This window comes from Kitasatospora sp. NPDC058243 (assembly GCF_042882025.1).
Classification (GTDB): domain Bacteria; phylum Actinomycetota; class Actinomycetes; order Streptomycetales; family Streptomycetaceae; genus Kitasatospora.
Map to the genome: position 1 here is coordinate 152,893 of NZ_JBHVWW010000009.1, position 19,166 is coordinate 172,058.

The following is a 19,166-nucleotide window of genomic DNA, read 5'->3' on the forward strand; positions in this document are numbered from 1 at the left end:
GGCCGATCGGGTGGAAGTGGGGGGGTGTGCGTTGCGTCGGGGGAAGGACGGTCGGGCGGTCGGATGAACTTCCCAGATGCGCATTCACTTCCGGACCGGGCGGATCGCCTCGGTGCTGGCCCTGCTGGCCGGTTCGCTGCTCGGCAGCAGCGTGCTGGCGCCGCCGGCCCAGGCCGCGATCTCTTTCACCAAAACCGTCGACAAGGCGACCGCCTCCCCGGGGGAGAACGTCACCTACACCCTCCGGTACACCTGCTCCATCACCGAGTGCACCAACGGGCGGATCGCCGACACCCTGCCGTCGAACATGCAGTTCGTCGGCTGGACGCCCGACCCCTCGTCGGTGGACCAGGCCGCCTCCACCGTGCCCGCCGCGGGGGCGATGGGCGGCGCCATGGACATCAGGCTCAAGGACCTCAGTCCGGGCACCACCGCCACCATCACGGTGACGATGAAGTACCCGAACTTCACCACCCCCGACGGGGCGGCCTCCACCAACTCGGCCACCATGACGGCCACCGGTGAGCCCAGCCAGACCGCCTCCGCCGACACCAAGGCCCAGGTGCAGCCGCAGTACACGGTGACCAAGGGCATCCAGACCTCCAGCGGCGACGGGCGCACCGTCACCTACCAGTTCAGCGCCTGCGCCACCGACCTGGTGCCCAACGTCGACCTGGACACCAGCCGGCTGCTGGACACCCTGCCGCCCGGCGCCGTGGTGGACACCGGCCGCTCGCCCGGCTGGAGCCAGGTCGCGCCCGGCCCCAACACCTGGGGCTACGACATCGGGGAGTTCCGCTCCGGCAACGGCCGCGGCGGCTGCCGGCTGCCGGGCGTGCTGGTCGTCAACTACCCGGAGGCCGACTTCCCGGACGGGACGACCTCCGACAACACCGTGGACCTGTACGGCGACCCGATCGGGCCGGACGCCGAACGCAAGCTCGACACCGCCGGCACCACCACCGGCCAGTTCCGGCCCCCGGCCACCGGTGTGACGGTGACCGCCAGCAAGGTGTGGCGCGACGGCGTCACCTCCGGTGACATCAACTCCTTCAGCCTGTCGGCCACCAACACCTCCGGCCCGGCCACCAGCCTGACCATGACCGACCCCGGCGCCGGCACCACCGACGGCCTGTACAACTGGCTCTTCCCGCAGTCCCTCCAGCTGGAGCCGTGGAACCCGACCAGCATCGGGCTCACCCTGCAGTACCGCCTCGACGGCGACCCGACCTGGCTGACCTTCAGCCCGTCCAGCCCGCTGGACGGCTCCAGCACCCGCCGGATCACCTTCGTCCAGGGCGCCGGCGACCCGGCCCGCGACGAGCTGGGCATCCCGGCCGGCCGCCGGCTCGACGGCCTCAGGTTCACCTGGGACGGCCCCATCCCGACCGGTTGGAGCCCGGGCAACTCGGTGCAGGTGATCGCCCAGGTCGTCACCCCCGGCCACGACGGGCGCCCGGCCCCCAGCCCGCTGACCAACTGTCTGGACACCACCGCCGGCGACGGCACCAGCACCTCCGCCGCCAACGCCTGCGCCTCGACCACCGTCACCGCCGCCACCAACCTCGGCGCGGCCAAGACCACCGTCGCCGGCGAGCTCTCCGCGCCCGGCGGCATGGCGACCTTCCAGGTGATCCCGTACAACCGCAGCGGTCGCGACCTGACCCGCCCGCTCGTGCTGTACGACGTGCTCCCGGCCGGTGTCGTCTACGTCGAGGGCTCGGCCCGGCCCGACCCGGCCTACCCGGACGCCAAGGCCCCCCAGTCGATCACCGTCACCCCCGGCCCGGACGGCCGCCAGATCGTCCGGATGGAATGGCCGCCCGGCGCGCCCGACATGATGTACCTGCACGACGCGCTGGCCTACCGGATGCTCTTCGACGTCCAGGTCGCCAGCAGCATCCGCTCCGGCGAGCTGACCAACGACCTCTACGTCACCGTCGACCACCCGACCGCGCCGGTCGCCTGCATGTTCTCCGGCTCCGACAGCGGTGTCCCGGACCTGCTGGACCTCAACGGCAACGGCGACACCTCCGAGCTCATGTGCCACGACTCCTCCCGGATCCAGGTGGACGTGCCGAGCGTGCTGCGCTCGTACAAGGAGGTCATGGGCGACCTGGACGCCGACTACGTCAGCATCGGCAGCGCCACCCCCGGCGGCCGGATCTCCTACCGGATGACCGTCCGCAACGACTCCCCCGACCCGGTCACCGACTTCATCGCCTACGACAGGCTCCCCACCCCGGGCGACAACTACGTCCTCACCCAGGACGCTCCGCGCGGCAGCGCCTGGACCCCGTCGCTGAGCCAGCCGATCACCACCAGCGACCCGACCGTGGGGATCGAGTACACCACCGACCCCAACCCGTGCGTCGACGCCGCCCTGGTCAACCGGACCGGCTGCAACGCCGGCGCTACCTGGAGCAGCACCTTCCCCGGCCCGGGAACGGCCACCTGGTTCCGGGTCCGCCGCCCCGGCAGCCTGGCCTCCGGCGAGGCCTTCACCCTGACCTGGCCCATGGTCGCCTCGGTGGACGCCCCCGACGGGGAGTACGCCTGGAACAGCTTCGCCTTCACCGCCACCGACGCCGGCGGCCGCCAGCTGCTGCCCGCCGAGCCGGCCAAGGTCGGCGTCGCCGTCAAGCAGATCAAGCCCTCCGACAACGCGCTCGGCGACTTCGTCTGGCAGGACGTGGACGGCTCCGGCATCCAGAAGCCCGGCGACCCGGGCATCGCCGGCGTCACCGTGAAGCTGCTCGACGGCAACGGCCAGCCCGTCCGCGACAAGAACGGCAAGCCGGTCACCACGGTGACCGACCAGAACGGCCACTACCTCTTCGACCACCTGCCCGACGGCAGTTACGCGGTGCAGTTCGACCTGTCCACCCTGCCCGCCGGCGCCACCGTCACCAAGCGGGGCGTCGGCACCGATCCGGCCAAGGACTCGGACGCCGACCCGGCCACCGGCATCACCCAGACCGTCACGCTCAGCGGAGGGCAGCGCGACCTCGACCTCGACATGGGCGTGATCCTGCCGACCACCCCCACCGGGTCACCGTCCCCTTCCCCTTCCCCGTCGCCGTCCTCCTCGCCGTCCCCGACGTCGTCCCCGTCCCCGTCCCCGTCGCCGACGTCCTCGCCCTCGCCGACGCCGTCGGCGTCCCCCTCGCCGACCGCGACCCCGTCCGGCAGTACGACCCCGACCGCCGGCCCGACCCACAGCGCGAGTTCGTCGGCGAGCGGCGGGACGCTGCCCAACACCGGCAGCTCGGCGCCCGACGCGTTGATCGCAGCCCTCGGCGCTCTCGCCGTCCTGGGCGGTGTGGCGCTGTGCGCGATGGTCTACCGCCGACCCGGACGACACAGCTGACACCGACGACGGACAACTGAACACCCGACCGACACCAGTGGCGCCGCCCCCAGCGGCGCCACTGGCGCGTTGTCGGAAGCGGGCAGGCGGGCAGGCAGGCAGGCAGGCAGGGCTGGAACCGGGGGCTCGGGCTGCGGGAGTTCACCCGGGGAAGGCCTACGGGCGCTCCGGGGTGAGCGCCAGGACGGCGAGGTCGTCGGCGAGCAGGCCGGCGTACTCGTGGACGTCCTGGGCCAGGAAGGAGACCAGCCGGTCGGGCGAGGTGGTGCCGAGGGCGGCCAGCCGGGGGGCCAGCGGGTAGAAGGCGCCGGTGGCGTCGCGGGCCTCGCTCACGCCGTCGGTGTAGAGCAGGACGGTGTGGCCCGGGGGCAGGGCGACGGCGGTCGGCTTGCCGCGCTCGTCGGGGGGCCCGAGGTGGGCGAGGCCGAGCGGGAGCTCGTCCGCGCAGGACACCGGGGTGATGGTGTGCTCGGTGAGCAGCAGCGGGGTGGTGTGGCCCCGGTTGACGATCTCCACGCAGTCGGAGCCCGGCCGGTACTGCAGCAGGACGGCGGTGACGAACAGCTCGTCGTCGCCCCGGTCGGCGGCGTCGCGCAGGACGGCACGGTCCAGCTGGTCGGCGAGGTCGACCAGGTCGGGGGTGTCGTGGGCGGTCGCCCGGAAGGCGCCGAGCACGTCGGCCACCGTACGGACGGCGCCGAGGCCCTTGCCGCGGACGTCGCCGAGCAGCACCCGGACGCCGAAGCGGGTGTCGCACACCTCGTACAGGTCCCCGCCGACCAGGACCTCGGCCTGGGCCGGGCGGTAGAGGCCGGCCACCCGCAGGCCGCCCGCCCGCTCGGGCACCGGGCGCAGCACGGTGCGCTGCAGGGTCTCGGCGACGGTACGGGCGTGCAGCAGGGTGCGGTTCTGCCGGGTCCGCTGCCAGGACAGGGCGGTGCCCATCACCCCGGAGAGCAGCGTGGCGATGTAGACCCAGACGTGGTGCTGCTCGTTGATGTGGCCCGCCCGCACGGCCAGCACCAGTTGCAGCGCCAGGGCGCCGACCGTGGTGGTGGCGGTCAGCGCCGGGCCGTAGCTGAACGCCGCCACCACGGGCAGCGCGGTCAGCAGGAAGCCGGCCGCGACCGCGTCCGGGACGATCGCCTCGGCGGCCAGGTCGAGCAGCAGCAGGAGCACCGGCAGCCAGGGCACCCAGCGCGGTGCCCGGGGTTCCACGGCCGCCGGATGCTCCGGGCGGGGTGCTACGGGCACGGTGGAGTCCTCCTGCCCGACCGGTCCGGTATGACCGGTTCGTCCCTCCATGCTCTCCTACGGAGGACCCGGCCACGAATGGCCGAACGTCCCGGTTTCCGGGGCCGACCGGGCCCGGAAGCGGGGCGTCAGGGCCGGTCGACGGACGGTGACGGAACCCGCCCCGGCCGGCGGGCGGGGCGGGCGGGCCGACTGGCGGTCAGCGGCGAGAGGGTCGTCAGCGGACGATCACCGGCAGGGTCTCGAAGCCCCGCAGGACCAGGCGGTCCCGCCGGGCCGGCACGCCGCCCGGGGCGAGCCGGGGGAAGCGGTCGAGCAGGGCGGGCACCGCGACCTCGGCCTCCAGCCGGGCCAGCTGGGCGCCCAGGCAGTAGTGCGGGCCGCCGCCGAAGCTCAGCGGCTGGCTGTCCCGCCGGGTCGGGTCGAACACCTCCGGACGGTCGTACCGGGCCGGGTCGTGGTTGGCCGCGCCGAGCAGCAGGAGCGCCACGTTGCCGACCGGCACGGGCAGCCCGTCGACGGCCAGCCCCTCGGCCAGCGCCACCCGGGAGGTGAGCTGGACCGGGGAGTCGAAGCGCAGCACCTCGTCGGTGAAGCCCGCCGGGGTGATCGCGCCGCTGCGCAGCCCGGCGGCCGCCTCCGGGTGGCGGAACAGCAGGGCCAGGCCGTTGCCGAGCAGGTTGGTGGTGGTCTCGAAGCCGGCCACCAGCAGCAGTACCAGGTTGGCCAGCAGCTCCCGGGCGGGCAGCCGCTCAGGGTCGTCGGCGGCGATCCGGGCCAGGTCGGTGACCAGGTCGTCCTGCGGGCGGGCGAGGCGCTCGGCGGCCAGCTCGGTGAAGTAGCCGGCCAGTTCGTCGGCGGCCTGGTCAGCCTTGGTGAGCTCGGAGCGGTCGTCGATGAACTCCAGGGCGACGGTGAGGTCGGAGGCGAGGTCGCGGAAGCGGTAGCGGTCCTGCTCGGGGACGCCGAGCAGTTCGCAGATCACCCCGACCGGCAGCCGGAAGGCGAAGGCGTCCATGAAGTCCACCGGCGAGCCGTCGGCGCCCTGCTCGGCCATCTCGTCCAGCAGCCCGGCGACCGCCGCCTCCACCGCCGGGCGCAACGCGGCCACCCGGCGGGCGGTGAAGACCGAGGCGATCAGCGAGCGGACCCGGGGGTGGTCGGGCGCGTTGCGCTGCAGGATCGAGCGGCCGAACAGCGCCATCGACGGGTGCTCGGCGAATTCCGGGGTCAGCTCCGCCATCATGTCGGCGGTCGCGACGGCGAAGGCGGGGGTGCGCAGCACCTTGTCGGCCGCGGTGTGGCCGGCCACCAGGAAGGTGTCCGGCCCGGCGGGCACCGCCGCGCCCAGCGTGTGTGCCCGCGCGTACAGCGGGTACGGGTCGGCCCGGCCCTCGCTGGTCAGCAGTTCCTCGATGATCGCCGCGCCGTCCATCCGGTGCTCCCCTCCCAGAGGCCACGTTCCTGCTGCGTGAACCACCGGAGGGTGCAGCGGAGTTCCCGTCCGGCGGGGGTACCGGGCCGGGCCGGGGGCTCGCCCGGCGTCGGCCCGGGTGCGCGTCCGGCGGGGGCGCCGGGCCGGGCGGGTTGGCGCCCGGCCGTCGGGCGGCTCGGTAGGGTTGCCGGTATGGAGATCTGGATCAACCCGCGCTGCGGCAAGTGTCGGTCGGCGCTCGGCGCGCTGGAGGCCGTCGGGGCCGAGTACACCGTGCGGCGCTACCTGGAGGATCCGCCGACCGCGGCAGAGCTGGAGCAGGTGCTGGAGCGGCTGGGCCTGGAGCCGTGGGACATCACCCGCATCGACGAGCAGGTCGCCAAGGACCTGGGGATGCGGAAGTGGACCCGGGAGCCGGCGGACCGGGATCGCTGGATCGCGGCGATGGCCGAGCACCCGATCCTGATCCAGCGCCCGATCATCACCGCGGACGACGGCCACGCCGTCGTGGCCCGGACCCCCGAGGCGGTCAAGTCCGTCCTGCCGTAGCAGCGCCGCGTCCGGAGCCTCCGACGTGTCCGAGGCGTCCGAGGCGTCCGGGGCCGGTCAGTGCAGTTGGATCCGCTGCACCGGCCGGCCCGGGTGCCAGTTGAGGATCCACAGGTGGCCCTCCCCCACGGCGGTGTGCACCACCTGCTCCAGGTCCAGCCGGAAGGCGTGGAAGGCGGTCGGCGGCGGCTCGGGCAGATCGGCCGCGTAGGCGGACAGTTCGGCCTCGTCGGTGATCTCGACCGCGCGGCCGGAGACCTTGGAGTCCCCGCCGGCCATCGTCTCGTCCCCCGGGTGGGCGTGCAGCGCGAAGCGGGCGTCCCGCTGGAGGTCGCGCGCCTTGGCCGAGCCGTACATCGACCCGAGCATCAGGTCGGCGCCGACGAAGCCGACCTCCGTACCGCTCACCCGGGGCGAACCGTCCTTGCGCAGCGTCGCCAGGACGTGGTGCTTCTCGGCTTCGAACCGGGCCCGCACGAGGGGGGCCAGCTCGGGTGCCTGCTGCTCGAAATCCTGCCAGGTGACCATGGCGCCAGTCTGGCACCGGGCACCGACAACCGCCGGGCGCCAGGGGCGACCTCCGGGTGTCAGGGGCCGGTGCCAGACTGGCGGGGTGACCACCACGACCACGTACATCGCGTTCCTGCGGGCGATCAACGTCGGCGGCCGGACGGTGCGGATGGAGCGGCTGCGGGCGCTCTTCGCCGAGTTGGGGCTCGGGGGCGTGCGCTCCTACATCCAGAGCGGCAACGTCTTCTTCACCACCGACGAGCCGGACCGCGCCGCCCTCACCCGGCGCATCGAGGAGCACCTGGAGCGGTCCCTCGGCTACCCGGTGCCCGCGCTGCTGCGGACGGTCGACGAGGTGGCCGCGCTGCTGGCCGCCGAGCCGTTCAAGGGCGTCGAGGTGACGCCCGACGTCCGGCTGGTCGTGGCCTTCCTCTCCGAGCCGCTGCCCGCCGACCTCGCCGTCCCCCGCCTCTCGCCGAAGGGCGACCACGAGGTGGTCGGCGCCGACCCGGGCGCCGCGTACGTGGTGGTCCACCTGCGGGACGGCAAGTGGGTCACCGGGGAACTGTTCGGCAAGGCCTACCGGGGTACGGTCACCTCCCGGTTCCTGCACACCACCGAGAAGATCCTGGCGGCCGCCCGGAAGGGCTGACCCCCTGACCCCCTGCCCCTCGCTCTGCCCACCCCGGCACCCAGGCACCCGGCCGCCCGGAACCGCGGTGGCGCACCGGGCGTCTGGAGTGCAGTGACGTACTCACCGTGCGCCGGCACCCGGCGTGATCTGGACAGTCCGAGCCGGCCGAGCCGACAATCGGGCCATGACGTCTCCTGAGTTCCGCACCGGCGCCGTCCGGCCCTCCGGCGCGGTCCGCCCCTCGGATGCCGAACGGGACCAGGCGCTCGGGGTGCTCAAGGACGGAGCGGGCAGCGGACGGCTGTCGCACGACACCTTCCTCGGCCGGATGGAGATCGTCCTGCACGCCACCAGCCGGGGCGAGTTGGACGAGGCGATGACCGGGCTGCCGACCGGGAGCCCGGTCGAGCGCTTCCTGCTGCGGACGGTCGGCCGGGTCTCCGCGTTCGGGGACCGGCTGCGCCGGGCCTGGCGCACCGAACGGCTGCCCGGGCTGAGCCTGCCGGAGACCGGGGCAGGGCAGTTGACGATCGGTCGGTTCCCCGGCTCGGGGCTGCGGCTGCACGACGCCTCGGTGTCGCGACGGCACGCCGAGCTGCGGCGCGAGGGCGGCGGCTGGATGCTGTACGACCTGGGCTCGACCAACGGCACGCACGTGAACGGGCGCCGGATCGCGGGCGGGGTGCGGGTCCGGCCGGGCGACCAGGTCCGGTTCGGGAACCTGGAGTTCCGGCTCGCCTCCGACTGAGCCGCACCCCCGGCCGGTCGGTACGGCCTGAGCGGGCGCCGGGGAGGCGTCGGGCGGGCGGGCGTGCAGGCGGGCGGGCGGGCAGTGTCAGCCGTGGGTGACGTGCAGTTCGGCGTAGCGGTCACCCTTGTCCGCCTTGCGCAGGGTGACCTTCGCCGTGCCGACGGCGGTCTCGGCGCCCTTGCCGACGGTCTTCCGTTCGTCGCCGACCGCCACCTCGACCGTGCTGTCGGTGATGTGGCCGACCGTCATCTTCACGGTGCGGTCGCCGCCGAAGACCTGGAGGGTCTTGAAGGCGTCGGCGCCGTCGGTGCGGACGACGACGTCGCAGCTGTCGTCGTCGAGGCAGAGCGCAACACCGCCGTCGCAGGCGGTCAGTCCGGCGCCGAGGGCCAGGACGGCGCCGGCGGCGAGGAGCGCCCGGCGGTGGACGGCGGGCCCGAAACGGCGCCGGGCAGGGGTTCGGTGGGAGTTCGGGGTGCTCGCTGTGGTCATGGCGTCGACGGTAGGCGCCCGGACGCGCCCCGCCATCGGCCGTCGGCGGTACGCACCCCCTGGCCGGCCCCGGAGCGCCCGAACAGCCGCGACCCCGAGGGCGATGGGTCGAATCCCCTAGGGGACGAGGGGAGTTGGAACTGCGGGTGTCGGATTCCGGAGAGGCTCGGCATATGCCTCAGGGGTATGCCACGCGCGTAGATCGACGGGCCGCGAAAAGGACCGGCGGTCAGTCGGCGACACCGCCCAGGTCGCTGCCCAGCGCACCGGCCGGGCCCCACAGCGGCGCCATGCAGCGCTGGTAGGTGGCCTGCCAGTGCGGCCAGTTGCGGGCCACGTCGTCGTCGCACTCGGCCAACAGCCGCTCCACCAGCGCCGGTTCCACGCCCTCCAGCAGCCAGGCCAGCGCGTCCGCCGTCCCCGGGCCGTCCGCCGAGCGCAGCAGGTCCATCAGCTCGCCCAGGCCGCCGAGCCGGGAGCCCTCCGGGACCACCCGCTCCATCCGGGGCAGCAACTGGCGCTCCTCGATCCGCAGGTGCGTCTCCAGCCGGGCCGCCAGGTCCTCCATCGCGTACGCCACCGGCCAGGCGCTGCCGGTGTCCCGGCTGGCGATCCGCACCAGCGTGGTGACCCGGGTGAACGAGTGGTCGAGGTTGTGGTGGTCCGCCTCCAGCCAGTTGAGCAGCAGCCGCAGCTCGGGGGCGAAGCGGCGCACGATCGGCCAGATCCGGCTGTCCTGCTGCTCGTGGTGGCAGGTCAGCATCGCGGTCACGAAGCTCCAGTGCCGCAGCAGCGCCTCGCCGGCGTCGTCCTCGCCGGGCTGGAGCAGCCGCAGGGCGTTGGGCAGCCGGGCGAGGTCCCGGCGCAGCGCGGCGTGCACCAGCCGCAGTCCGGCGAAGCGGGCCGTCACCGGCTCCTCGCCGACGGCCCGCACGGGCACGGCCGCGCCCCGGGTGTCGACCCCGGACCCCGCCTGCTCGGGCACGGAGGGGGACGGCTGAGGCAGTAGATGGATCGGCATGGCACTCTCTTCACGACGTCGTGGGGCGGGCGGGGCCAGCCGGTGGAGCGGCCCCATCCAAGGTGCTCACAGTCGATCAAAAGTGAATCAATGTCCGATTGACGCGCAGGTCACAGGCATGCGCGCGGGGGAAACGGCGCTGCGCGGGAGCCGCCCCGCGCTCGCCCGCCCGGCCTCCGGACGCTGCCGGAACGCCGTGGGGGAGGGGGGGTGCGGGGGGTGGAGAGCGCAAAGAGGAGCTGGAAGGAGCCCCCCCTTCGTCCCCCCCCTCCGTCTTGGACCGTCGGCAGACGCCCTGGGCCCGGGGCCCCTCTTCTTCCCCCTCCCCCACGGCGTGCGGGTCGTCGTGCGGGTGGCTGTACAGACGGCCGTACGGCTTGTCGCGCCGCTGGGATCAGTCGGCCTCCGGGCCCGCCAGGTTCTTGGTGAGCCACTGCAGCGTGTCCGGGATCATCTTCTTGAAGTCCGAGGTCAGGTGCTTGCCGCCGGGCTGCTCGTAGTACTCCAGCGACACCGGCGGGGCGGCCTTGGCGACCCAGCCCTTGACCAGCTTGGTCTCGTACGGGTTGGCGCCGCCCGCGGTGACCAGCATCTTCACGTCGGCCTTGCCCTGGGCGACCAGCACGTCGGGGTTGTTGGCCTGCCGCTCGGCGTCGTGGCCCTTCCACAGCCCCGAGTCGGGAACGTAGTAGCCGTCGATCGGGACGGCGGCCTTGTAGACGTCCGGGTGCTGGAGGGCGAGCTTGGCGCTGCAGAAGCCGCCGGTGGAGGCGCCCATCACGCCCCAGCCGTCGCGGCCCTTCACGGTGCGGAAGTTGGCGCGGACGAAGTCCGGGAGGTCCTGGGACATCCAGGTGCCCATCTTGGGCTGGCCCGGGATGTCGGAGCAGTCCAGCGCGTTGTGCTCGTCGCTGTTGAAGTTCTGCACCGGCATGATCATGATGAACGGGTGGGACTTGCCCGCCTTGACCAGCTGCTCGTTCTCCTCCTGGATCGGCAGCTGGTTGTCGGTCCAGGTGTTGTAGCCGTTGCTCTGGCCGCCCGCGAAGAGGGTGAGCACCGGGAAGCCGGTCTTGGCGAACTTGGGGTCGTTGTACTCGGGCGGCAGCCAGACCCAGACCTTGCCGGAGACGCCGGACTTCGCGCCGGTCACCGTGGTCATCATGATCGGACCGGCGGACGTGTCCCGGGCCTTGCTCAGGTTTGCGGCCGGACCGGTGGGCATCAGCACCTTCCCGGTGGCGGCCGCGGGCTCCGCGGTGGTGGGCGCGGGCGTACCGCCGCCACCCGCGCCGGGCGAGCCGCCCGTGGCAGCGGTACCGGTCGCACCCGGGGTGCCGGCCGCCTTGCCGCCGTCCCCCTTCCCGCCGCCGGAACTCCCGCAGGCCGCGAGCGAGGCGGCCAGGGCGAGCACGGCGGCGCCGGTCAGGACGGCGCGGGAACGGGACGACTGCCTAAGCACGGTGAGGACTCTCCGACCGATGACACGCCCGGTCCGTCTGACCGGGCTGTGGCCCCCCGGTGGGGCCGGACAGACCCGGGGGCGCGGCGCTGGTGCGGTCCCCGGGGTGGCGGCGCGTCCTCCCTCGCGGTGGCGCGCCTTCCTGCGATCTTATGACGTGGACCGGGGTGGCCCGGTTGCGCGGTGGCCACCGGAAATCCAATGTTTGTTCGCGATCAGGTAAAGGCCTTCACCACTCCCCCCGAACGGCGGGGGCCGGACGGCGGGGAGCACGGTCCGCGGCCTGTCCGGGGGTGCGAATTTTGGGGCCTTCGACCAGTGACGGCGGCCCCCGCATCCGCAACGATCGGCTCACGCCCGGAGCGAGCGGACCCCACCCCGGGGAACCCGAGCCCAGCCGAAACCGAGCAGACCCAGGAGAACGCCATGCCCCAGCAGATCGCCGTCGTCACCGGAGCCGGGAGCGGAGTGGGCCGGGCCGTGGCGGTCGAACTGGCCGCGGCCGGCTGGCGGCTGGTGCTGGCCGGCCGGCGGGCCGAGCCGCTGCGGGAGACCGCCCGCCTGGGCGGCACGCCGACCGCGGTGGTGCCGACCGACGTCACCGACCCGGCGGCGGTGGACGCGCTGTTCGCCGCAGCCGTCGAGCGCTTCGGCCGGGTGGACCTGCTGTTCAACAACGCCGGCACCTTCGGCGCGGCCGTGCCGGTGGAGGACCTGGAGGTCGAGGCCTGGCGGGCGGTGGTCGACCTCAACCTGACCGGGGCGTTCCTCTGCGCCCGGGCCGCGTTCCGGCAGATGAAGGCGCAGGACCCGCAGGGCGGCCGGATCGTCAACAACGGCTCGATCTCGGCGCACGTCCCGCGCCCGCACTCGATCGCCTACACCGCGACCAAGCACGCCGTCACCGGGCTGACCAAGTCGCTGTCGCTGGACGGCCGCCCGTACCGGATCGCCTGCGGGCAGATCGACATCGGCAACGCGGCGACCGACATGACAGCCGCGATGAGCACCGGGGTGCGGCAGGCGGACGGGCGGCTCGCGGTCGAGCCGACCATGGACGTGGCCGACGTGGCCCGCACCGTCCGGCACATGGCCGAACTGCCGCTGGAGGCCAACGTGCAGTTCGCCACCGTGATGGCGACCGCCATGCCGTACGTCGGACGAGGTTAGAGCCTGCCGTCGGGCCCCCGCCGTTAGCCCGCCACGGACTCGCGCAGCCGCTTCTTGTCCGGCTTGCCCACCGCCGTCAGCGGGATCGCGGCCACGACGTGCAGGGCCTCCGGCGCGTAGATCCGCCCCTTGCGGGCCGTGACGAACGCCTGGACGTCCGCCAACTCGGGCTGCTGCCCCGGAGCGGGAACGACGGCGACGTGGACGTGCTCCGCCTCCTGCGCGTCGCGCACCCCGAAGACCGCGCACTGCGCGATCGCCGGGTGGGTGAGCAGCAGGTCCTCGACCTCGGACGGGTAGACGTGCCCGCCGACCACGATGATCTTGTCCTTGAGCCGGTCGGCCAGGTAGAGGTAGCCGTCCGCGTCGAAGTAGCCGATGTCGCCGGTGTTCAGCCAGCCGTCGCGCAGCACCTCGGCGGTCAGGTCGGGCCGCTTCCAGTACCCGGCCATGACGGTGTCCGAGCGGACGTGGATCTCGCCCTGCTCCCCCGTCGACAACTCGGTGCCGTCGGCGGACCGGATCGCCACCTCGATGCCCGGGAGGGGGCGGCCGACCGCGATCTGGCCGCCGTGCCCGACCCGGTCGTGCTCGTGCGGGGCGAGCATGCAGATGTTCTGCGCCTCCGACTGCCCGTAGCCGCTCCACAGGACCGGCCCGAACACCTTGAGCGCCTCGCGCACCCGGGTGGGCGAGGCCGCGCAGCCGCCGTACGAGACCCGGCGCAGGCTGGACAGGTCGGTGCGGCCGATCGCCGGGTGGTCGAGCAGCTGGTAGAGCAGCGGCGGCAGCACCCACAGGTCGGTGATGCGCTCGCGCTCGATCGCGGCCAGCACCGCGCCGGGGTCGAAGGACCGCTGGAGGACCACCGTGCCGCCGTGGTGGAGCGTCAGGTCGGAGAAGAGCCCGGCGAGGTGGGCGAGCGAGGTGGCGGCGAGGAAACGGGGTGCGTCGCTCTCCATGCGGCCGGGAGTGTCGAAGACCTTCCGGTAGGCGCCGTGCAGGCTGCGGATGCCCTTCGGGATTCCGGTGGTCCCGCCGGTGTGCCGGATGCCCCAGTCGTCGTCCGGGCCGACCCGGACGGCCGGCGGCTCGGCGGGCCGGTGGGCCGCAGCAGCGATCACGTCCTCGCCGATGGCCGCCGGTCCGGGGCCGAGACGGAGGACGGTCGGCACGTCGATCAGGGGCAGCAACTCGGCGGCCACCGGGTACCGTTCGGCGTCGACGAGCAGGACTGCGGTGTCGACGCTCGTCGCGATCTCGGCCAGGGTCGAGGCGCTCATGCCGTCGTAGAGGTTCACCACCCGCGCACCCGCGAGGCCTGCCGCGTAACGGCCGCTCAGCGCCTCGGCGGTGTTGCCCGCGAGCAGGGTCACGGTGTCGCCGCGCACCACGCCCCGGGCGATGAGCTCGTGGGCGAGGCGGTAGGTGGCGGCGGCGAAGTCACCCGCGGTGAGTTCGATGCCGTCGGCGGTGGCGATGGCCCGCCGGTCGGGGTCGGCGGCGAGGGACTGAAGAATCAGGGCGGGAGCGCTGACGAACTCCGGTTCGTTCACGGCCACTTCTTCCTTGCAGTTCGCAACCATGTCCCCACCCTAACCCAACCCCACGTCCAGGGACGGGAGTTAGATCCCGTGGTGATCACTCGTCGTGCGAGTGGCGGTAGCGGAGAGGACGAGGGGAGTGGTTCTCATCCCGCGATCGTGTCAGCGCCGCCTCGCCGGCCGAGGTTTGAACCGGCACGGCCACCCGCACGAGGGACCCCCGTCAGGCCAGGCCGACGGGGGTCCAGGGGCGGCCCGAGGGTGGCCGGACAGGGCCTACGGCCGCCAGGTGTCGTTCAGGGTGGCCAGGCCCGAGGCCGGCGCGGTCGCCGTCCGGTTGGCCCCGGACTCCCAGGTCACCGCGCCGCTCGCGTCCTTGCGGACGTACTTGTACTGGAAGGCCGTGCCGGCCGGCAGCGTGAGCGACAGCGACCAGACCGGGTAGCCGGCCGAGGAGAGCGGCAGCGCCTTGGCCGGGTCCCAGCCGCCGAGCGCGGCGACGTCGCCGACCACGTAGACGTTCTGGCCGTTGACGGTGGTCGCGTTGACGTTGAACGAGGCGCCGGAGGTGCTGGCCGCCCCGCCCGGGACGTACAGCGCGATCGCGTCGCCCGCGCCGACCGTCGCGGTGAACTGCCCGTTGGCGCCCACCTGGTAGGTCGGGCCGGTGCAGCCGCCGCCCGGCTGCGGGTCGCCGTGCTGGACGTCGCAGTAGGTGCCGGCCGCGAGCCCGGTCTGGAAGGTCCGGGTGATCGGGCCGCTCTCGTGGTTGAGCGCGACGTAGCCCTTGTTGCCGCGGCCGAAGGCGATCGCGTTGTTGCCGTTGGACCACCAGTTGGTCACGCCGGTGCCCGCGACGGCGTTGCGGAAGCCGACCATGTTGGCGATCTGCCGCCAGGCGTGGGTGCAGTTCCAGCCGTCCTGGTAGCAGGCGTTGACGGTGCCGCCGTTGGGCGGGCCGTCGTCGTTGTTGGTGAAGGCGTAGCCGGAGTAGACGTTGGGCGCGCCGTACGGCGAGGCGAGCAGGAAGACGTTGGCCAGCGTGTAGGTGTTGCCGTAGGTGTAGTTGAGGGTGGAGCCGTTGCGCTCGGTGTCCCAGTTGTCGATGAAGGAGCGCGCCTGCCCGCTCGGCAGGTACCCCCAGGAGGCGCCCCAGCCGGACAGGTTGGCGAGCTTGTCGCTGGTGAACATCCGCTTGAGGTCGGTGCCGACGCGGAACTCGTCGACGTCGCCGGTGCCGGTGTACTCGCTGGGCTGGACCGGTTCGCCGGCGCCGTAGATGACCTCCTGCACCCAGTAGGCCTTGGGGTTGGCCGTCTTCGCCTTGATCGCGGCGAGGTCGCCGGCGGCGATGTGCTTGGCGGCGTCGATCCGGTAGCCGTCGACGCCGAGGGAGCCCAGGTCGTCCAGGTAGCGGGCGATGGTCTGCTGGACGTACGCGCTGCCGGTGTCGAGGTCCGCGAGGTTGACCAGCTCGCAGTTCTGCACGTTGGAGCGGTCCTGGTAGTTGGTGATCGGCTGGCGGCAGGAGTGGAAGTCCTGGTCCTGGTAGGTGCCGGGGTAGGCGTACTTGGTGTACGCGGTGCCGCCGGTGCCGGTGCCGGAGCCGGCCGTCATGTGGTTGACGACGGCGTCGGCGATGACCTTGACCCCGGCGGCGTGGCAGGTGTCGACCATGTTCTTGAAGGACGTCCGGTCGCCGAGCCGCCCGGCGATCCGGTAGCTGACGGGCTGGTAGGAGGTCCACCACTGCGGGCCCTGGATGTGCTCCTGGGGCGGCGAGACCTCGACGAAGCCGTAGCCCTTCGGGCCGAGCGTCGAGGTGCAGGCCTGGGCGACGGAGTCGAAGCGCCACTCGAAGAGGGTGGCGGTGACGTCCTTGCCGTTGTTGGCGGGTGGGGCGGCCTGGGCGGCGGGGGCGCCGAGGGAGGTGGCGAGCGAGAGCGCCAGGGCCGCCGAGGCGGCGAGGGCGCCGGCCGCGCGGGCGGTCCGGCGGGTGGGGGCGGTGGTGACCACGTCGTCTCCTGGGGGTGGCTGGGGTGGGGGCAGCCGGGGATGAGCTGTGCAGGAAGAGCTATGCAGGAAGTTTCTGTAACTTGCCGGAAACTTGCAGCGCTGAACCTAGGGCCGCCGGGAGAGAGCGTCAAGGGCCTGGGATAAACGTTCCTGCACCGCCTGGACCCGGACGCACGACAAGGGCCCGGCAGCCGTAGCCGCCGGGCCCCTCACCTGTCCTGGTTCACCGGGCCCGCGGGGGCCCGGTCCGGACTCAGCCGGTCTGGATGGAGGTGTCGTCGATCACGAAGCTCGTCTGCAGCGAGGCGTCCTCGGTGCCGGTGAACTTCAGGGTGACCGTCTGGCCCGCGTAGGACGAGAGGTCGAAGGTCCGCTGCTGGTAGCCCGCCGCGGCGTCCGCGTTGGAGTACGTCTTCAGCGTGGTGCCGTTCACCGACACGGCCAGCTTGTCGTACGCGGTGCTGCCCGACTCAGCGGTGTCGATGTGCAGCCAGAAGCTCAGCGTCGCCTTGCAGCCCGCCGGGATCGTCACCGTCTGCGCCAGCGTGTCGGTGTGCGAGGAACCGTAGCCGTTCAGCCACGACTTCCACGAACCACCGTGCGCCGCCTGCGAGGAGCTGTTGTCCACCACACCGGAGCTGGTCGTCCACGGCGCCGCCGAACCCGTCTCGAAGCCCGCGTTGCCCAGCAGCTGCGCCGGCGTGCAGGTACCGCCACCGCCACCGGTCACCGTCCACGTGAAGCTCGCGGTACCCGACTTGCCCGCCGAGTCCTTCACCGTCACCGTCACGTTCGACGAACCCGCCGTGGTGGCGGTACCGGTGATCGCGCCGGTCGAGGCGTTGATCGCCAGCCCGGCCGGCAGACCCGTCGCACTGTACGACAGCGGCGCGGTACCACCGGAGGCCTTGATCTGGAGGTTCACCGCACCGCCGACCGCGGTGGACTGGTTGCCCGGGCTGGTGACGGTGATGCCGCCGGGGTTGGGCAGCGAGCCGACGTTGACGGCGGCCCAGGCCGTGGCGACCGCGTTGTACTCGGCGCTGTTCGCGCCGTACAGGTCGGTGGCCGCGTTCAGGGTCGCGGTGCGGGCGGCGGCGTAGTTGGTGGTGGAGGTCATGTACGCGGTCAGCGCCTTGTACCAGACCTGCTGGGCCTTGTCCCGGCCGATGCCGCCGACGGTGATGTTGTTGACCGTCGGGCTGTTGTAGCTGACGCCGTTGATCACCTTGGCGCCGCTGCCCTCGGCCAGCAGGTAGAAGAAGTGGTTGGCGACACCGGACGAGTAGTGCACGTCCAGGTTGCCGACGCCCGAGTACCAGGAGTCGGCGGAGGTGCCGTCCTTGGAGGGCTTGTCCATGTAGCGCAGCGGCGTGCCGTTGCCGTTGATGTCGATCAGCTCGCCGATCAGGTAGTCCGGGTTGTCGGCGGGCAGGTTGGCGTAGAACTCGACCATCGAGCCGAAGATGTCCGAGGTGGCCTCGTTGAGGCCGCCGGACTCGCCCGAGTAGTTCAGGTTGGCGGTGGCCGAGGTGACGCCGTGGCTCATCTCGTGGCCGGAGACGTCGAGTTCGGTCAGCGGGTGGGTGTCGCCCGAGCCGTCGCCGTACGTCATGCAGAAGCAGCTGTCGTCCCAGAACGCGTTGACGTAGCCGGTGTCGTAGTGGGCCCGGCTCATGGCGCCGACGCCGTCGTTGCGGATGCCGTTGCGGCCGAAGGTGTTCTTGTAGAAGTCCCAGGTGGCGGCCGCGCCGAACTGGGCGTCCACGGCGGCGGACTCGCGGTTGCTGGCCTGGCCGTTGCCCCAGGTGTCGCTCGACTTGCTGAACAGCGTGCCGTTGCCGGAGGTGCCGTTCTTCATGTCGGTGGTGTACTGGCCGCCGCGGGTGGCGTCCTTCAGCGAGTACGTCGAGCCGCTCTGGGTGGTGGTCAGCGGCACGTTGCCGACGAACACGCCGTTGCCGGAGCCGCGCTTGATGCCGTCGGCCTTGCTGAGCACGTCGCCGGTCGCGGCGTCGGTGACCACGTGCAGCTTGCTCGGGGTGCCGTCGGACTCGCGGCCGGAGACGACGGTCTCCCAGGCGAGCTTCGGGGTGCCGTCGGCGGCCCAGACGACCAGGCGCGGCGCGGTGTCGACGGCGGCGCCCTGCTCGGCGGCGAGCGCGGCGGCCTGGGCCTTCGGCGCGGCCTGGGCCGGCGTGGTGCTGACGCCGCTGAGGTTGGCCTCGCTGGCCTTGGTCACGCTCTTGGTGGCGCCCGCGGCGTCCTGGTGGACGATCAGGTCGCCGCCGAGCACCGGGAGTCCGGCGTAGGTGCGCTCGTAGCGCAGGTGGCGGCCGCCGTTGGTGTCCAGGACGACGTCCTTGGTGACCAGCTTCTCCTGGCCGCTCAGGCCGAGGGCCTGGGCGAAGGACGCGGACTGCTGGTTCGCGGAGGCGATCAGCGCGGCCCGGTCCGACTGCTGGGCGGCGACGGCGGACGGGGCGTCGGGCGTCGCGGCCTGCGCGATGACCGGTATGCCGGTCACCAGCAGCGCGGTGGTTGCGGCCATGACAACCGCGGCCTTCCGGGCGTGAGCGTAACGGGACATGCGGACTCCTTTTCCGACCGGCGCGGGTTCGCACCGGTGGAGAGAAACCTGGGCCGCGGGGTTGCGGCGCAGTGGGGGCCCCCGCCCGGGGTGTGCGACGGGGGTGCGGTTGCGGTGCTCACAAGTCGTGGCAGGTTTGGGACGCGCTGCACCTGATCTGGTCGGCTGCACCGGGGGGTGGGGCCCCCTCGTCTGCAGCCGCAGGAATCGTGGCAGCAAACGAGTCGTCAATGACAGATGCATGCCACGGAATGGCCGATTCATTACCGAAACCGTATGCATGACTGTTCATCAGTTGTGTTACCCCTTTGAGAACTCATGAACACGGTTTTCATGATCCGGGGAATGTTCGATCACTTCCGGAAGTC

At 72.6% G+C, this 19,166-nt stretch carries 14 protein-coding genes; 5 read left to right on the top strand and 9 right to left on the bottom strand.

Annotated elements, in window-relative coordinates:
- The first annotated feature begins 76 nt into the window (after positions 1-76).
- On the top strand, positions 77-3,370 hold the full coding sequence (locus tag ACFVX9_RS09550; RefSeq protein ID WP_387981133.1) for an SdrD B-like domain-containing protein: 3,294 nt from the start codon (positions 77-79) through the stop codon (positions 3,368-3,370).
- Positions 3,371-3,526: 156 nt separating this feature from the next.
- Here the strand turns inward: ACFVX9_RS09550 and ACFVX9_RS09555 are convergent, their stop codons facing one another.
- Positions 3,527-4,624 (bottom strand): PP2C family protein-serine/threonine phosphatase, encoded by a 1,098-nt coding sequence (locus ACFVX9_RS09555; protein ID WP_380374636.1) that lies wholly within the window; start codon positions 4,622-4,624, stop codon positions 3,527-3,529.
- A gap of 217 nt (positions 4,625-4,841) precedes the next feature.
- A complete protein-coding gene (locus ACFVX9_RS09560; RefSeq protein WP_387981134.1) occupies positions 4,842-6,059 on the bottom strand; it encodes a cytochrome P450 in 1,218 nt (405 codons plus the stop codon).
- A gap of 192 nt (positions 6,060-6,251) precedes the next feature.
- Between ACFVX9_RS09560 and ACFVX9_RS09565 the strand changes: the two genes are divergently transcribed.
- Complete coding sequence (locus tag ACFVX9_RS09565; RefSeq protein ID WP_363372145.1) at positions 6,252-6,608, top strand: arsenate reductase family protein; 357 nt, start codon at positions 6,252-6,254, stop codon at positions 6,606-6,608.
- A gap of 57 nt (positions 6,609-6,665) precedes the next feature.
- Here the strand turns inward: ACFVX9_RS09565 and ACFVX9_RS09570 are convergent, their stop codons facing one another.
- Positions 6,666-7,136: a pyridoxamine 5'-phosphate oxidase family protein gene (locus tag ACFVX9_RS09570; protein ID WP_380336642.1), complete on the bottom strand. Its 471-nt coding sequence runs from the start codon at positions 7,134-7,136 to the stop codon at positions 6,666-6,668.
- An 85-nt stretch (positions 7,137-7,221) separates the two neighbouring features.
- Between ACFVX9_RS09570 and ACFVX9_RS09575 the strand changes: the two genes are divergently transcribed.
- Positions 7,222-7,770, top strand: coding sequence for a DUF1697 domain-containing protein (locus ACFVX9_RS09575; RefSeq protein ID WP_380374631.1), 549 nt, complete (start codon positions 7,222-7,224; stop codon positions 7,768-7,770).
- Between the two features lie 166 nt (positions 7,771-7,936).
- Positions 7,937-8,500 carry an FHA domain-containing protein gene (locus ACFVX9_RS09580; RefSeq protein WP_387981135.1) on the top strand — a complete coding sequence of 188 codons (564 nt, stop codon included), beginning with the start codon at positions 7,937-7,939 and terminating at the stop codon, positions 8,498-8,500.
- Between the two features lie 87 nt (positions 8,501-8,587).
- Here the strand turns inward: ACFVX9_RS09580 and ACFVX9_RS09585 are convergent, their stop codons facing one another.
- From ACFVX9_RS09585 to ACFVX9_RS09595, 3 genes are all read right to left on the bottom strand, one after another.
- The gene (locus ACFVX9_RS09585) at positions 8,588-8,995 is read right to left on the bottom strand and encodes a hypothetical protein (protein WP_063347334.1); all 408 of its coding nucleotides are present in this window, start codon (positions 8,993-8,995) and stop codon (positions 8,588-8,590) included.
- Positions 8,996-9,224: 229 nt separating this feature from the next.
- Positions 9,225-10,016, bottom strand: a complete 792-nt coding sequence (locus ACFVX9_RS09590) for a hemerythrin domain-containing protein (protein ID WP_159398408.1) — start codon at positions 10,014-10,016, stop codon at positions 9,225-9,227.
- A 394-nt stretch (positions 10,017-10,410) separates the two neighbouring features.
- Positions 10,411-11,478 carry an alpha/beta hydrolase gene (locus tag ACFVX9_RS09595; protein WP_380380859.1) on the bottom strand — a complete coding sequence of 356 codons (1,068 nt, stop codon included), beginning with the start codon at positions 11,476-11,478 and terminating at the stop codon, positions 10,411-10,413.
- Between the two features lie 426 nt (positions 11,479-11,904).
- Between ACFVX9_RS09595 and ACFVX9_RS09600 the strand changes: the two genes are divergently transcribed.
- Complete coding sequence (locus ACFVX9_RS09600) at positions 11,905-12,648, top strand: SDR family oxidoreductase (RefSeq protein WP_380337596.1); 744 nt, start codon at positions 11,905-11,907, stop codon at positions 12,646-12,648.
- A 23-nt stretch (positions 12,649-12,671) separates the two neighbouring features.
- On the opposite strand, the gene ACFVX9_RS09605 is transcribed toward ACFVX9_RS09600, so the two are convergent.
- From ACFVX9_RS09605 to ACFVX9_RS09615, 3 genes are all read right to left on the bottom strand, one after another.
- Positions 12,672-14,204 carry an AMP-binding protein gene (locus ACFVX9_RS09605; protein WP_387981136.1) on the bottom strand — a complete coding sequence of 511 codons (1,533 nt, stop codon included), beginning with the start codon at positions 14,202-14,204 and terminating at the stop codon, positions 12,672-12,674.
- A 264-nt stretch (positions 14,205-14,468) separates the two neighbouring features.
- Positions 14,469-16,208: a carbohydrate-binding module family 20 domain-containing protein gene (locus tag ACFVX9_RS09610; RefSeq protein WP_387981137.1), complete on the bottom strand. Its 1,740-nt coding sequence runs from the start codon at positions 16,206-16,208 to the stop codon at positions 14,469-14,471.
- Positions 16,209-16,461: 253 nt separating this feature from the next.
- Entirely contained in the window at positions 16,462-18,798 is a 2,337-nt protein-coding gene (locus tag ACFVX9_RS09615; RefSeq protein WP_380337588.1) for a M4 family metallopeptidase, read from the bottom strand.
- Positions 18,799-19,166: the final 368 nt, after the last annotated feature.

Coding starts and splice junctions, on each gene's coding strand:
- ACFVX9_RS09600 (WP_380337596.1), top strand. CDS start 11,905: ATGCCCCAGCAGATCGCCGTCGTCACCGGAGCCGGGAGCGGAGTGGGC.
- ACFVX9_RS09560 (WP_387981134.1), bottom strand. CDS start 6,059: ATGGACGGCGCGGCGATCATCGAGGAACTGCTGACCAGCGAGGGCCGG.
- ACFVX9_RS09615 (WP_380337588.1), bottom strand. CDS start 18,798: ATGTCCCGTTACGCTCACGCCCGGAAGGCCGCGGTTGTCATGGCCGCA.
- ACFVX9_RS09580 (WP_387981135.1), top strand. CDS start 7,937: ATGACGTCTCCTGAGTTCCGCACCGGCGCCGTCCGGCCCTCCGGCGCG.
- ACFVX9_RS09550 (WP_387981133.1), top strand. CDS start 77: ATGCGCATTCACTTCCGGACCGGGCGGATCGCCTCGGTGCTGGCCCTG.
- ACFVX9_RS09590 (WP_159398408.1), bottom strand. CDS start 10,016: ATGCCGATCCATCTACTGCCTCAGCCGTCCCCCTCCGTGCCCGAGCAG.
- ACFVX9_RS09565 (WP_363372145.1), top strand. CDS start 6,252: ATGGAGATCTGGATCAACCCGCGCTGCGGCAAGTGTCGGTCGGCGCTC.
- ACFVX9_RS09585 (WP_063347334.1), bottom strand. CDS start 8,995: ATGACCACAGCGAGCACCCCGAACTCCCACCGAACCCCTGCCCGGCGC.
- ACFVX9_RS09570 (WP_380336642.1), bottom strand. CDS start 7,136: ATGGTCACCTGGCAGGATTTCGAGCAGCAGGCACCCGAGCTGGCCCCC.